General features: G+C 65.3%; 7 protein-coding genes and 1 pseudogene. 4 read left to right on the top strand and 4 right to left on the bottom strand.

Annotated features, from left to right (window positions below; genetic code table 11):
- Nucleotides 1-78 precede the first annotated feature (78 nt).
- Together ACN2C7_RS05880 and ACN2C7_RS05875 are read right to left on the bottom strand one after the other, a co-directional pair.
- Nucleotides 79-612, bottom strand: a complete 534-nt coding sequence (locus ACN2C7_RS05880; RefSeq protein ID WP_419320447.1) for a hypothetical protein — start codon at nucleotides 610-612, stop codon at nucleotides 79-81.
- A gap of 69 nt (nucleotides 613-681) precedes the next feature.
- The gene (locus ACN2C7_RS05875) at nucleotides 682-1,416 is read right to left on the bottom strand and encodes a 2OG-Fe(II) oxygenase family protein (protein ID WP_419320445.1); all 735 of its coding nucleotides are present in this window, start codon (nucleotides 1,414-1,416) and stop codon (nucleotides 682-684) included.
- Between the two features lie 603 nt (nucleotides 1,417-2,019).
- On the opposite strand from ACN2C7_RS05875, the gene ACN2C7_RS05870 reads away from it, so the two are divergent.
- The 4 genes and pseudogenes from ACN2C7_RS05870 to ACN2C7_RS05855 all read left to right on the top strand — a co-directional run bounded on the left by ACN2C7_RS05870 (nucleotide 2,020) and on the right by ACN2C7_RS05855 (nucleotide 10,909).
- Complete coding sequence (locus ACN2C7_RS05870; RefSeq protein WP_419320444.1) at nucleotides 2,020-4,959, top strand: TonB-dependent receptor domain-containing protein; 2,940 nt, start codon at nucleotides 2,020-2,022, stop codon at nucleotides 4,957-4,959.
- Nucleotides 4,960-5,175: 216 nt separating this feature from the next.
- Nucleotides 5,176-7,941: pseudogene (locus ACN2C7_RS05865) on the top strand (M14 family metallopeptidase); the annotation flags it as partial.
- A gap of 194 nt (nucleotides 7,942-8,135) precedes the next feature.
- A complete protein-coding gene (locus tag ACN2C7_RS05860; RefSeq protein ID WP_419320443.1) occupies nucleotides 8,136-8,861 on the top strand; it encodes a response regulator in 726 nt (241 codons plus the stop codon).
- The gene (locus ACN2C7_RS05855; protein WP_419320441.1) at nucleotides 8,858-10,909 is read left to right on the top strand and encodes an ATP-binding protein; all 2,052 of its coding nucleotides are present in this window, start codon (nucleotides 8,858-8,860) and stop codon (nucleotides 10,907-10,909) included. Before ACN2C7_RS05860 ends, ACN2C7_RS05855 begins: the two co-directional genes overlap by 4 nt.
- On the opposite strand, the gene ACN2C7_RS05850 is transcribed toward ACN2C7_RS05855, so the two are convergent.
- Together ACN2C7_RS05850 and ACN2C7_RS05845 are read right to left on the bottom strand one after the other, a co-directional pair.
- The gene (locus ACN2C7_RS05850; protein ID WP_419320439.1) at nucleotides 10,906-12,435 is read right to left on the bottom strand and encodes a tryptophan halogenase family protein; all 1,530 of its coding nucleotides are present in this window, start codon (nucleotides 12,433-12,435) and stop codon (nucleotides 10,906-10,908) included. The genes ACN2C7_RS05855 and ACN2C7_RS05850 overlap by 4 nt on opposite strands.
- A 26-nt stretch (nucleotides 12,436-12,461) precedes the next feature.
- Complete coding sequence (locus ACN2C7_RS05845) at nucleotides 12,462-13,982, bottom strand: tryptophan halogenase family protein (protein ID WP_419320438.1); 1,521 nt, start codon at nucleotides 13,980-13,982, stop codon at nucleotides 12,462-12,464.
- Between the last annotated feature and the right edge of the window lie 17 nt (nucleotides 13,983-13,999).

Below are 13,999 nucleotides of genomic sequence, written 5' to 3'. Positions count from 1 at the left end.
GGCTTTGGTCAAACGCCAGTGGGTCCGCCGATTTTAGACACTCGCCGCGCGCGCTCGCCCTGGATAGAGGCGCGGCGCCTATTGGGTGTCGGCCCGACGCGCCCGCATCGCGCGCTGACCATCGACATTCATGAAATAGCTGCCGACCGACGCCTTGCGGATCTCGACCTTGGAGCCCTTCTTCGGATCCTTGGTCAAGGACTGGTCGTCGACCTGCTTCCACACGGCGCCGTCGGCCAGCACAACCGTCCAGCGGCCGTCACCGCCCCGGCGCGCACTGGCGACTTCGCCCATTACCCGGTCGACCTCGGTCTTCTCTTCGCTTCGGTCGAGGATGGCCAGGGCTGAGAGCTCCAGGCCAAAGGCCTGGCGGCGCGCGGCGCGGGCCTCCTGACGATCGACGATGATCACCTCGCCGGTCTTCTCAGCCTTGTTCACCTGACCGACGGCAGCGTCGTAGCAGGCCAGTCGCTCGGCGTCGGTGGTGATGGCGCGGCAGTCAAAGAGGGCCTTGAGCACCGCTGGGGTGGCAGATTTGGGCGCATCGGCGGCGGTCGCGACGAGCGGAACGGCCAGGGCCGCCACAGCGACAAGCTTGATCCAGAGTTTCATGCGATCCCACGATTCGAACTACGGCATTGAAAGTGTCGATAGAACGCCCGGCGAAAGGGCGCTGGCGTTTCAGGTCGTCTTCGTCGGCTCCCGCACCAACCAGCCGGTCAGGGACAGACGCTTGGCGGCGGCATAGGACGCCACCGGCGCCACCGAATGGACGCGGGGCACACGAAACAGAGTGAGGACGTTGAAGCCCGGCGTGAAGCCCCGCTCGATCTGACCGTCAGCGTCGTGGAACAGCAACTGCCCGCCCCAGTCCGGTCTCCAGTCACGTGTGAATCCCAGAGTAAAGGCGGCCAGACGATCGTCGCGCTGATGGCTGTCGTCATGCAGGGTCAGGAAATCACCCGGCCGATAGTTGGAGGCCTGGGCGCGGACGCCCCCAACCGGGTCGCCGCCGATCACGGCCTGGCCGAAATCCAGAAAGGCCCGGCTCTGCAGGAACTCGGTGGCCCGATGAATGGGCGCGGTCGGGTCGCGGGCGTACTCGTCCTGCAAGGCATAGGACAGGTGAATGAAGGAGAACCCCCTGGAGGCGCGCTTCAGAGCGCCTTGCAGGAACTGTCGAACCTGGGCCTCGCCGAACTTCTGGATGACCTGGGGACTGATCACCAGGGTTTCGGACGTCTCGTCGGGCGCCACCACATTCCAGGTCAGACCGGCCATGATCCCGGCGGTGGCTTCTGCGTCGACAGGATCCAGAAAGACCGGGATCTGGACGACGCCGTCCCGTTGATAGACAGCGGCGAACGGCGCGGGATCGAGCGCTGGATTGATCCGGATCACAGAAGGATTCGTCATGGAACGCAGCGGCGCAAAGCAGATCTCCAGCGCCGGAATGGGCCTTCGGAGCCATTTCGTAACAGATCGTCATTCGGCGGTTCAACCCGCGATAGCCCGGCAGGATGATCAAAAAGTTTGATCGAACAATCGTAGCAATCGATAGAACTGCCCCATCCCACGCGCTCGATCGGACCCTCACTCAAAGTTGGCCGAGTTTCTCCATCAGCAAACGTTGCCAAACCTTAACGCAAAAACCGTGAGTGCTCTAGAACCGCCCACGTCGCCGATCAAAAAAGCCTGTCAAATTGCGGCGAATGTGTCGGAATATTGACACTTTTTCAGCATTTCCAACTCGCAATATTGTGAATAGCAACAAGTATACTATTCCCCATTTCATCATGGTTTAGGCAGAAATTCGAGCAGGATGCCCAATAGCAGCAATCGCATGCGTCACTTTTGCTACACAGCCGACTAATTGTTGCCGCGCCATATCGTGAAAGATTGACCGAAGTTCGCCAACCGTCACTCTCCTGCCTTAACTCGCGCCGGCAGCGGTGCGGTTGGGGGCGTCATGACTTGGATCAAACCGAGACGGCGCAATTAAAAATATGTGGAGGTTTGATGTTTAACGCTTTGTCCACCCGGAAACGCCTGCTGGCGACCACCGTGCTGTGCGGCGCGATTGCGCCCATGGCCATCGCCATGCCTGCTTTTGCCCAGACCGCGCCCGCTGCTGCGGAAGCCGTGCAGGTCGAAGAAATCGTCGTCACCGGTTCGCGCATTGCGCGTCCTGACCTGGTTTCGTCCAGCCCCGTCGCCACGGTCGGCGAGAAGGAGCTCGAGCAATCGGGCGTCGTCAACACCGAGAACCTGCTCAACACCCTGCCGCAAGCCGTCCCCGGCATCACCTCGACGGTGAACAACGGCAGCAACGGCACCGCCACGGTCAACCTGCGCGGCCTCGGCTCCAACCGCACCCTGGTGCTGGTGGATGGCAAGCGCCAGACCCCGACCACCCAGGCCGGCAGCGTCGACCTCAACCTGATCCCGCCGGCGCTGATCAAGCGCATCGAAGTGGTGTCGGGCGGCGGTTCGGCCGTTTACGGCTCGGACGCCGTGGCCGGCGTCGTCAACTTCATCCTGAAGAACGACTTCGAAGGCATGGAAGTCTCGGCCGGCTATCAGGCCACCGATGACGGCGAAGCCCCGATCTATTCGGGCGACGTGACCTTCGGCGCCAACTTTGCCGATCGCAAGGGCAATGTCGTCCTGAGCCTTGGCTACAACAAGCGCGAAGCCCTGACTCAGGGCGAACGTGGCGGCATGCTTGGCAGCGCCTGGGGCGACAACGCCACGCGTACCGGCCTGGTGCCGTCGGGTTCTGGCTCCATGGAGCCGGGCCGCGTCGACCCGTTCGTCGCCACCAAGTTCATCACCCTGCCGGGCGTCGCCAACCTCGCCGCCAATTCGGCCTTCTTCCTGCCCGACGGCGGCGTGCGCCTCTACAATGCGACGAACGACACCTACAACTTCGCCCCGGTCAACTACGTCCAGACCCCGCAAGAGCGTTTCTCGGTCACCTCGCTGGCCAGCTATGAGATCAAGCCGGGCCTGACCGCCTATGCCAAGGGCAACTTCGTCAATTCGAAGGTCGTCACCCAGCTGGCCCCGACGCCGGTCGGCAACCGGATCTTCCGCTTCAGCCTCGACAACAATCCCTTCCTGACCGCGGCCGCCAAGACCGCCCTGAACAGCATCGGTTCGTCGACCGCCTACAGCATTCCGGCCAGCAGCCCTTGGGCCACCGGCACCTATACGGACATCGACACCGACGGCGACGGCCTGTTCGACACCGTCACCGGCTCGTTCAACAAGCGTCTCAGCGACGTTGGCCCGCGCGTCGCGGCCTTCAACTTCACCGGCTTCCAGATCCAGCTGGGTCTGAAGGGCGATATCGAAGCCATCAATGGCGGCTTCGACAGCTACTTCCAGTATGGCAACTCGCACGGCAGCAACACTCTGCTGGGTGACACCAGCCTGGTCCGCATCCAGCAGGGCCTGCTGCTGAACGCCGCCGGCACCGCCTGCGCCGATCCGTCGGGCGGCTGCGTTCCGGTCAATATCTTCGGCCAGGGCAACATGTCGGCGGCTGCCGCCAACTTCATCAAGACCCGCATCAACTCGTCGCAGGATTACGAGCAACTGTACGCCGGCTTCACCTTCAACGGTGATACGGCCAACATGTTCTCGCTGCCGGCCGGCCCGATCGGCTTCGCCGTCGGCGGTGAATATCGCGCTGAGGATTTCGCCTTCAACCCCAGCCAGGATCTGGCCACGGGTAACCTGACGGGCTTCAACGCCAGCCCGGCCGTCGCCGGTCGCTTCGACGTCTATGAAGCCTATGCCGAAGTGCTGGTGCCGATCCTGAAGGACCTGCCCTTCGTCAAGTCGCTGGACCTGGAACTGGCCGGCCGCGTGTCGGACTACACCACCCAGTCGGACCCGGTTGAAACCTACAAGGTGGCCGGCACCTGGAAGCCCTTCGACGACCTGATGCTTCGCGCATCGTACAACAAGGCGATCCGCGCTCCGTCGGTCGGCGAACTGTACGCTCCGCAAAGCAACGGCTTCCCGACCTCGACGGACAACTGCTCGGCCCGCGCCGCGCCGAACGCCGCCACGCGTCAGGCCTGTATCAACTCGGGTGTCTCGGCCAGCGCAGTGGGCGTGATCAACGCCAACCAGCAGACCCAGACCCTGTCGGGCGGCAACCCGAACCTGCGTCCGGAAGAAGGCAAGACCATCACCTACGGTTTCGCCTACACCCCGTCGTGGCTGCCGAACTTCTCGATCACGGGTGACTACTTCTCGATCGAGATCACGGACGCCATCGCCAACTTCGGCGGCAGCGCTTCGAACGTCATGAACGTCTGCTACGGCACGCTCGTTAACGGCAACCCGAGCTCGCCCTATTGCCAGGCTATCAACCGCCTTCCCAACGGCTCGATCGACTATATCTCGCTGACGGCTCAAAACGTCGCGACGGTGAAGACCGAGGGCTTTGACGTCGGCATCACCTACCGCACCACCCTGGAAGACCTCGGTCTGCCGGATTGGGGTTCGCTGTCGATCCGCTCGCTCTACACCAACACCTGGGAATCGACGACGACGCCGGACGAGATCTCGACGCCGATCAAGTGCGCCGACAAGTTCGGCACGCGTTGCGGCAATCCGACCCCGCGCCACAAGCTGCGGACGGCTGCGAACTGGAAGATGAACCAGTTCGGCCTGAACCTGGTGTGGAACCACCTGGACGACGTGAACGACGACGCTCCGGCCACCAAGTACACGGTCGAGCGTATCGGCGCGAAGAACTACTGGGATCTGTCGGCCGACTGGGAAGTCAGCGACAACGTCGCCTTCACCGGCGGCGTCAAGAACCTGACCCAGGAAGCCTATCCGATCCTGGGCGGCAACGCCTCGCCTTCGAACAGTGGCTATCCGGCCACCTACGACGTGCTGGGCCGGACGTTCTTCCTGAACGCCCGTCTGCGCTACTAAGACCTGACCTGGCCGGGCGTTTCGGCGCCCGGCCAGGAAAGCGCTGGAGAAGCAAGATCAGGCCCGTTCCGGTTCGTCCGGGGCGGGCTTTTTCTTGCGTGCAGGCCGAGAAGCGACAAAGTCGCCCTCCATGAACGGCGCAGACGGCGGTTTCGCAGTCGCGCTTCGTCAGACATCATGAAACCGGCGTGGTTCGCCGCCTGTTCTGGATGGGAAGCCCTTTCGATGACGCGATGCAAAGCGATGGCCGGCGCGGCCCTGGCGCTGGTGATGACCCTGAGCGGCCCGGCCTTCGCCCTGGGCCAGATCACTCCACCGGAAAAGGCCTTCGCCCAGCCGGTCGGCAGCGACTATTTCCTGGCCGACTACACCGCCTATGAGGCCTATCTGAAGACCCTGGCCGGCCAGTCGGATCGCATGAAGCTGGTCGATATCGGCAAGACCGAAGAAGGCCGCACCCAATGGATGGCCATCGTCTCGTCGCCCGCCAACCTGGCCAGGCTGGACCACTACCAGACCATCGCCCGCCGCCTGGCCAAGGCGCAGGACGTCAATCGCGACGAGGCCGTGAAACTGGCCGCCGAGGGCAAGGCCGTCGTCTGGATCGACGCGGGCATGCACGCCAACGAGACCGTGACCTCGCAGGGTCAGATCCAGGTCCTGCACAAGATGCTGACCCAGACCGATCCGGAGACGATGCGTCTGCTGGACGACGTCATCGTTCTATTCGCCCACGACAATCCGGACGGCATGGAGCTGATCTCCGACTGGTACATGCGCCAGGAAGACCCGAAGAAGCGCGAGTTCGGTTCGATCCCGCGCCTGTACCAGAAGTATATCGGCCACGATAACAACCGCGACAGCTTCATGGCGCAGATGGCCGAGACGACCAACGTCAACCGCCAGCTGTTTCGCGAGTGGTTCCCGCAGATCGTCTACAACCAGCACCAGACCGCGCCCAACGGCATGGTGGTGTTCGTGCCGCCGTTCCGCGACCCGGCCAACTACAATTACGACCCGCTGGTCATGACCACCCTGCAGGAGGTGGGCATGGCCATGCACAGCCGTCTGGTGGCCGAGGACAAGCCCGGCTCCAGCGCCCGCAGCGCCGCCCCCTACTCCACCTGGCACAACGGGATGGAGCGCTCGATCGCCTATTTCCACAATTCGGTTGGCCTGCTGACCGAGATCACCGGCGGGCCCACGCCCATGCCGCTGAACCTGGTGCCCGACGCCCAGCTGCCCAGCAATGATCGACCCATGCCCGCCCCGCCGCAGATGTGGCATCTGCAGCAAACCTTGGACTACCAGTGGAGCCTGAACCGCGCGGTGCTGGACTACGCTTCGCGCAACCGCGAAAGGCTGCTGTTCAACATCTGGAAGATGGGCGCCAACGGCATCGCCAAGGGCAGCCAGGACAGCTGGACGCTGAGCCCCAGCAAGATCGACGCCCTGAAAGACGCGGCCAAGGACAAGCCGTTCGAGGGCCGTGGCGGATCTGTGGATCCGACGCTCTACAAGACCGTACTGCAGGCCCCGGAAAAGCGCGATCCGCGTGGCTATATCCTGCCCGCCGACCAGACCGACCTGCCCACCGTGGTCGCCTTCCTGAACGCCCTGATCAAGGCCGGCGTCGAGGTCGAACAGGCCGACAAGGCCTTTGCCGTGGCCGGCAAGACCTATCCGGCCGGCACCTATGTGGTGAAGACCGCCCAGGCCTATCGCCCGCACGTGATGGACATGTTCGAGCCGCAGGATCACCCGCACGACACCGAATATCCCGGCGGCCCGCCCAAGGCGCCCTATGACGTCACCGGCTACACTCTGGCCTACCAGATGGGGGTGAAGTTCGACCGCATCCTCGACGGCTTCGAGGCGCCGACCGCGCGCGTGCCCGACCTGATCACCGTCAAGCCTGGCGCGATCCGGGGCTCGGGCAAGGCCGGCTGGCTGATCAGCCATGAGACCAACAACAGCTTCACCCTGACCAACCGCCTGCTGAAGGCCGGGGCCGGCGTCCAGTGGCTGAAGGATGGCGGCAAGGCCGGCAAAACCAGCTTTGGCCCCGGCGCGATCTGGGTGCCCGCCTCGCCCGCCGCTCAAGCCGTGCTGACCGCCAGCGTCAAGGATCTGGGTATCGACGCCTGGGCGGTCGGCTCCAAGCCCGCCAGCGCCGCACTGCCGCTCAAGCCTGTGCGGATCGGCCTGGTCGATGTCTATGGCGGCTCCATGCCGTCCGGCTGGAACCGCTGGATGTTCGAGAAGTTCGAGGCGCCGTTCACGGTGGTCTATCCGCAGCGCCTGGACGCCGGCAACCTGAACAAGGACTTCGATGTCCTGGTCTTCGCCGACGGCGTATTCCCGGCGCCCGCTGGAGGGCCATTCCGCGCCGGTCGCGGCGGGCCTCAGCCCAGGGCCGAGGACATCCCCGAAGAGTACCGCGCCTGGCTGGGCCAGGTGACCGACGCCAAGACCTTGCCGCAGGTCGAGGCCTTCGCCAGGGCCGGCGGCACGGTCGTGGCCATCGGCGCCTCGACGCGCCTGGCCACCGCCCTGGGCGCGCCGGTCGATGTGGCCACCGCCCGAATGGAGAACGGCGAGCTCAAGCCCTTGCCCAACAAGGACCTCTATATTCCGGGCTCGGTGCTGCGCGCCCGGGTCGATAATCGCCAGCCCCTGGCCTATGGCCTGCCCGATCAGGTCGACGTGTTCTTCGACCGCAGCCCGACCTTCACCCTGAAGTCAGATGCGACGGGCGTATCGAGGGTCTCGTGGTTCGAAAGCGATACGCCGCTACGCAGCGGCTGGGCCGTCGGCCAGGAAAGGCTGAAGGGATCCACGGCGATTCTCGACGTTGATGTGGGCCGAGGCAAGCTGTTCGCCATGGGCCCCGAGATCACCCAGCGGGCGCAGTCCTACGGAACCTTCAAGTTCCTGTTCAACGGCCTTCTCTATGGCCCGGCGATCGCCGCCACGCGCTAGTGACCAGAGGCAGGCGGCGTCCGGCGCCGCCTGCCTCTTTCCCCGTGTTGCAATCCCGCTGCCGATTGATGCGCGGTGGTTACAAATCGGCGATGCGGCGGCCTTGTTCGCGACACCACCGTCCGTGACACCGGCTTGCCGCCCAGCTTGACCGAGGCGACCGCCAGATCGTCCCAAATCGCCCCAAATCGTCCATGAGCCACGCCGTTCAGATCACCCAGCCCGCCATCGTTCTGCTGGTCGAGGACGATCACGATCTGCGACGCGAAATGGCAGGCTATCTGGAAGCACAGGGCTATGAGGTCCGGCAAGCCGCCAGCGCGGCTCAGGCCCGTGAGCTTCTCGAGCAGCAGTCGGTCGATGTGGCGGTGCTGGACGTCAACCTGCCGGGCGAGGACGGCCTCTCGCTTTGCCGTCGCCTGGCCGTCGAGGGCGGGCCCGCCATCCTGATGCTCAGCGCCCTTGGCGATCCCGTGGACCGCATCCTGGGCCTGGAAATCGGGGCCGACGACTATGTGGTCAAGCCGATCCCGCCGCGCGAACTGCTGGCCCGGGTCAAGGCCCTGATGCGTCGCCGATCCGCCGGCGCGCAGGCAACCAAACGGTCGGCCTATGCCTTCGCCGGCTTTCGCCTCGACCTGGCGGCCCGTCAGCTGACCGCGCCCAACGGCATGCTGCTGCTGCTCACCCGGGGCGAGCTGTCCATCCTGGCGACCCTGTTGGAAAACGCCCGGTCGGTGGTGACCCGCGAAGCGCTGCTGGGCGTCATCAAGGGCGAAGAGCCCGAGATCGTCGGCCGCGGCGTCGACCTGCATATCAGCCGCCTGCGCCGCAAGATCGAGGCCCAGACCGACCACGAGATCATCAAGACGCATCGGGGCGTCGGCTATGTGCTGGACGCCATGGTGGTGCGGCAATGACAGTCTCGTCCAGGCTTCGCTGGCCCAGCCCTCCTCTGGCCGTGCAGATCGTGGCGCTGTTGCTGGCCGGGATCGTCGTCGCCCAATTGGTCACCCTGGTCTTGACCCTGCTCCTGCCTCCGGCTCCGCCGGCGCAGCACAGCCTGGCCGACATCGCGGCCGGCCTGCGTGGCGCGCCTGTTGCGACCCAGGGCGCCAAGCCGCTGCTGCGCGCCAGCGACAGGCAGCCCCCCAGCCTGCAGAGCCCCGGATGGTTCGTCCCGGAGGCGGCCCACGCCGACCTGGCCCGGATGATGAACGTGAACCCGGACGAAGTGCGGCTGCTGTTCTACGCCCCCCTGCCCTTCGCCGGTCCCCCGACCCGGACCCTGACCAGCGTCGAGCGCGCCAAGCCGCCCACACGGCAATCCGGATTGGCCGACGCCCTGCGGTCGGCCATCGCACCCCGCGCCGCCGCCCAGACAGCATCGCCGCCGCCCTTCGCAACGCCTGCGCCCGGTTTCCTCGCCCGCGCGGCGCGCGGCGCCGCACCTACAACCGGCTTTCCCGCCGGAGCCATGCGCGGGCCAGCGGCCCTGCATCTTGGCGACAGGATCCCTGGCCCGTCTCGGCCAATGGGCCAGCCACCGGCAGCCTGGGCGTCGCGCTTTCCCCCCGCCTCCGCAGGCGGTGCTCGCCAACGTCCGTTTGTAATGGGCGGTCCGATGGAAACCCCGCCGGCCCGTCCAAGGATGGTCATGCCGATGGCCGGACTGGCTCGCCCGTCCATGCCGGGCCTGATCGGTCCGGTGCGGTCGCCCCGGGAAGGCTTTGTCGCAGCGGCGCCCATCCTGTTCAGTGTGTCCTCGGTCTCCGCCCCGGCGCACAGCGACCCAGCGCCGGCCACACAGTCTTCAGTTCGCCCCTTCACCAGCGAAACCATAGCCGCGCCAACGCTCATAAGCGCACAATCTGCGCCGCCGACTGAGGTCACGATCACCCGCGCGCCAGTGGTCGCCGTGGCCGTCACCGCAGCGGCCCAAGCCACGCCTCCCAAGCCCGATCCCGGACGCCCGATCGCGCCCCCCGAGCCGCGCGGTCTCTTCGGCCTCGCCCCGGCGCCCTATGTCGAGGGCGACTTCATCGCCGCCTATCGCGTCGCGCCCGATCGCTGGGTGACCTTGCGCACCCAGCCCGAGACCTTCCCCAACAGCTGGCAGAAGCGGTTGATGCTGTGGTTCGCCCTGTCGTTTGCGATCGTCGCGCCGCTGGGCTGGATCTTCGCCCGCCGCCTGGCCGCGCCGCTGACCGACTTCGCCCGCGCCGCCGAGCGCCTGGGCCGCGAGCCAACCGCCGAGGTCGCGATCCTGAGCGGCCCCGCCGAGGTGGGCCAGGCCGCCCGCGCCTTCAACCAGATGCAGGGGCGGCTGCGACGCTATGTCGAGGACCGCACCGGCATGATCGGCGCCATCTCGCATGACCTGCGCACCCCCCTGGCCCGCCTTCGCTTCCGTATCGAGCGCGCCTCGCCGTCCCTGCGTCGGGAGATGGCCCGGGATCTGGATCAGATGGAGGCGATGATCACCTCGGTCCTGACCTTCATGCGCGACAACGCCGAAGCGGGCGTGCGCCAGCGGGTTGATCTGCGTTCCATCCTCGAATGCGCCGTCGACGACGCCGAAGTTGTCGGGGCGCAGGTCAGCCTGGAACCGGGTGCGCCGGCCGAGGTGGAGGTCGATGTGCTGAGCGTGCAGCGGGTCTTCGCCAACCTGATCGACAACGCCATCAAGTATGGTGATGAGGCCCAGGTGCGACTGTTCGCCGAACGCAGCGAGATCGTCGCCGAGATCACCGACCGGGGACCCGGTCTGGTCGACAGCGATCTGGACCGCGTCTTTCTGCCCTTCTATCGCAGCGCCGAGGCGCGCAGCTCAACGCGGCAGGGCGTGGGCCTTGGCCTGTCGACCTCGCGCTCGACCATCCGGGCCCACGGCGGCGACATCTGCTTGCGCCGGGGCCCGACGGGCCTGGTGGCCCAGGTCCGTCTGCCGATGGCGGGAAAACCCTAGGCGCTGCGCTTGAACGGCGCCGCCGGGCAATGCTGGGCCAGGAACTCGCCATGGCTAGGCAGGGCTGCGACCTGCGCCTTGAGGATCGGAGCAGACTGGTCCAGCGTCTGCTTGATCACTGAATAGGGCGCGGCGTCGACCAGTTGCTGATAGCGGTCAGGGCGGATGCCCATGCCTTCCATGATCGACTGCCAGCTGGGCGCGCGGAACATGTCGTCGACACCGTCGCGCAGGACGGCGCTGGATTGGAACAGCTCCATCCGCTCGCGCAGGCTCTCGGGCAGGGTGACCTTCTGGTAGTCGCGCCAGAACGGCGTGTCGTCGCGCTTCGTCGTGCAATAGTGCAGCACGATGAAGTCGCGGATCTCTTCATAGTCCATCGTCATGCGGCGATTGTATTCGGCCGCAAGGCGGGGATCGAAAGACTTGTCCGGGAAATAGCGCAGCAGGAAATCCATGCCGCGATAGATCAGGTGCAGGGCGGTGGATTCCAGCGGTTCGATGAAACCGCCAGCCAGGCCAATGGCCACGACATTGTTGCGGAACAGGCGCTTTCGCATGCCGGTCTTGAATGGAATGATGTTGGGGCCCAACAGCACATCGCCCTCGATCTGGCTCATCAGGGTGGCGGTGGCCTCGTCCTCGCTGATGTACTGGCTGCAGAACACATAGCCATTGCCCGCTCGATGCTGCAGCGGGATGCGCCAGCGCCAGCCGGCGTCCTGCGCCTGGGCCAGGGTATAGGGATGCGGGTCCTTGACGTTCTCGGTCTGGGCGACGACCGCGCGATCGCACATCAGCACATCCGACCAGTCCCGATAGTCCTCATCCAGGGTCTTGCCGATCAGCAGCGCCCGGAAGCCCGAGCAGTCGATGAAGAGGTCGCCCGCAACCTCGCTGCCGTTCTTCATGATCACCTTCTCGACGAAGCCGTCGGGACGAGTGACCACATCGGTGACGATGCCCTCGGTGCGCTTGACGCCCCGGGCCTCGGCGAAGTCGCGCAGGTACTGGGCCACCAGCTTGGCGTCGATATGCAGGGCATAGCTGGCGCCACTGAGCAGGGTCTTCTGAGCGCGGAAGGGCGGGATGAACTTCCACTGGTCGGCCATCACCGTGGCCGGGGCGAAATCCTGCAGGTTCGAGGGATGGCCGTTGGCCTTGGCTCGAAGCCAGCACTGGTAGAACTCGTGCCGACCGATGGGGCCGCCGATCTGGCCGAAGGGGTGATAATAGGTCTCGCCCTTGTTGCGCCAGTTCTCGAAACGGATGGCCAGCTTGAAGCTGGCCTGGGTCTTCTGGATGAAGTCCTGCTCGTCGATCCCCAGGCTGCGGATCAACTGCAGGAACGGCGGGATGGTCGATTCCCCGACGCCAATCGTGCCGATCTCTTCGGACTCGATCAGTTCCACCTCGACGCCCGTCTTGTGGAAGTAGTGGCTGGCCATGGCCGCGCAAATCCAGCCGGCGCTGCCACCGCCGACGATCACGACCTTGCGGATCCCGTTCTGATTGGCGTCCTGCATGTCCGTCCCTACTCGTTTCTTGTCTCTTACTGCGCGGCCATAGGCGCCGGTCGCGCGTAGTTTTCCAGGAAGTCGCCGTGCCTGGGCGCGGCATCGACGGCGGCCTTCACGGCCTTGCGCATCTCGGCCATGCCGCGTCGCAGCGACTCAACGTCCAGGCCGTCAAGGCTGGGATCCCAAGTCTTGGGCAGGATATCGAAGCCCGTATAGATCGCCAGCCAGCTGGCCGGCTGGAACATCTCCCAGCGATAGCGGATGAAGTGGCCGCGCTCGCGGAACAGTTCGATCTTGTGCCGGAGGGTGTCTGGAACAACCACGGCCTGACAGTCGCGCCAGAACGCCGTGTCGTCCCGCTGGTTGGCCTTATAGTGCAGGATGATGAAGTCGCGGACGCGCTCCATCTCCAGCCTCGACATGTCATTGAACTCGTCGATCACGCCCTGATTGAAGGTCCGGTCCGGGAAGAGCTGCTTGATCTTCTCGATGCCGGTCTCAATCAGGGCGATGCTCGTGCTCTCCAGCGGCTCGAGGAATCCCGCCGCCAGCCCCAGGGCGACGCAGTTCTTGTTCCAGGCCTTGAGGCGGCGGCCCGGGGTGAAACGGATCTGACGCGGCTCGTGCAGCAGCGGATCAGGCACGGCGGCCTTCAGCTCGATCATCGCCTCGTCGTCGCTGATGTGGCGGCTGGAATAGACGTAGCCATTGCCATAGCGGTGCTGCAGCGGGATGCGCCAGCGCCAGCCGGCGGTGTGGGCCGTGACGTCGGTATAGGGCGGCGGCTCTCCAGTGCCTTCGCTTTGCACGGCCAGGGCGCGGTCGCACAGCAGCCAAGGGCTCCAGTCCTCGTAACCGGTGTGCAGGGCCTCCTCGATCAGCAGGCCGCGGAAGCCGGAACAGTCGATGAAGAGCTCGCCCTCGACAGTCGAGCCATTGTCGAGATCGACCGAGGCGATGAAGCCATCCTCAGGCCGCAGGTTGACCTGGGTGATCTTCGCGTCGATGCGCTGAACCCCGGCGGCTTCGGCGACCTTTCGCATCAGGCCCGCAAACAGACTGGCGTCGAAATGCAGGGCCCAGTCGAAGACCGACAGGGTGGACGGCGGGTTGCGCGACGGCTGGGTAAATTTGCCGCCCTTGGCCAGCGCGGCGCCCAGGGAGTATTCGCCGATCGCGGCGGTCTCGCCCAGCGCCTTTAGCCGCAGCCAGTAATTGTGGAAGGGCACGCCCCGCAGGTCCTGACCAAACAGGCCAAACGGATGGATGAACGACGAGCCGGGTTTCAGCCAGTCGTTGAAGCGGATACCCAGCTTGCAGGTGGCGCCTGTGGCCCGCATCACGTCCAGGTCGCTCAGACCCAGGTTCTGGTAGAAGTTGCGGATGGTCGGGATGGTGGCTTCGCCGACCCCGACGGTTCCGATCTCGGAACTTTCGATCAGGGTGATCTTCAGCGGCGAGCCCTGGAAATGACGTTGCAGACTGGCCGCCGCCATCCAGCCGGCCGTGCCACCGCCAACAATGACGACGCTGCGAAGACGGTTGTCAGTCATGGGCTGGTCCAAAACGC

It is taken from the genome of Caulobacter sp. ErkDOM-E (genome assembly GCF_048541895.1).
In the GTDB taxonomy this organism is placed as follows: Bacteria; Pseudomonadota; Alphaproteobacteria; order Caulobacterales; family Caulobacteraceae; genus Caulobacter.
The sequence above is the reverse complement of the archived record's forward strand: the minus strand, read 5'-3'. Positions and strand labels throughout refer to the sequence as shown.

Coding starts and splice junctions, on each gene's coding strand:
- ACN2C7_RS05855 (WP_419320441.1), top strand. CDS start 8,858: ATGACAGTCTCGTCCAGGCTTCGCTGGCCCAGCCCTCCTCTGGCCGTG.
- ACN2C7_RS05870 (WP_419320444.1), top strand. CDS start 2,020: ATGTTTAACGCTTTGTCCACCCGGAAACGCCTGCTGGCGACCACCGTG.
- ACN2C7_RS05860 (WP_419320443.1), top strand. CDS start 8,136: ATGAGCCACGCCGTTCAGATCACCCAGCCCGCCATCGTTCTGCTGGTC.
- ACN2C7_RS05875 (WP_419320445.1), bottom strand. CDS start 1,416: ATGACGAATCCTTCTGTGATCCGGATCAATCCAGCGCTCGATCCCGCG.
- ACN2C7_RS05850 (WP_419320439.1), bottom strand. CDS start 12,435: ATGCAGGACGCCAATCAGAACGGGATCCGCAAGGTCGTGATCGTCGGC.
- ACN2C7_RS05880 (WP_419320447.1), bottom strand. CDS start 612: ATGAAACTCTGGATCAAGCTTGTCGCTGTGGCGGCCCTGGCCGTTCCG.
- ACN2C7_RS05845 (WP_419320438.1), bottom strand. CDS start 13,982: ATGACTGACAACCGTCTTCGCAGCGTCGTCATTGTTGGCGGTGGCACG.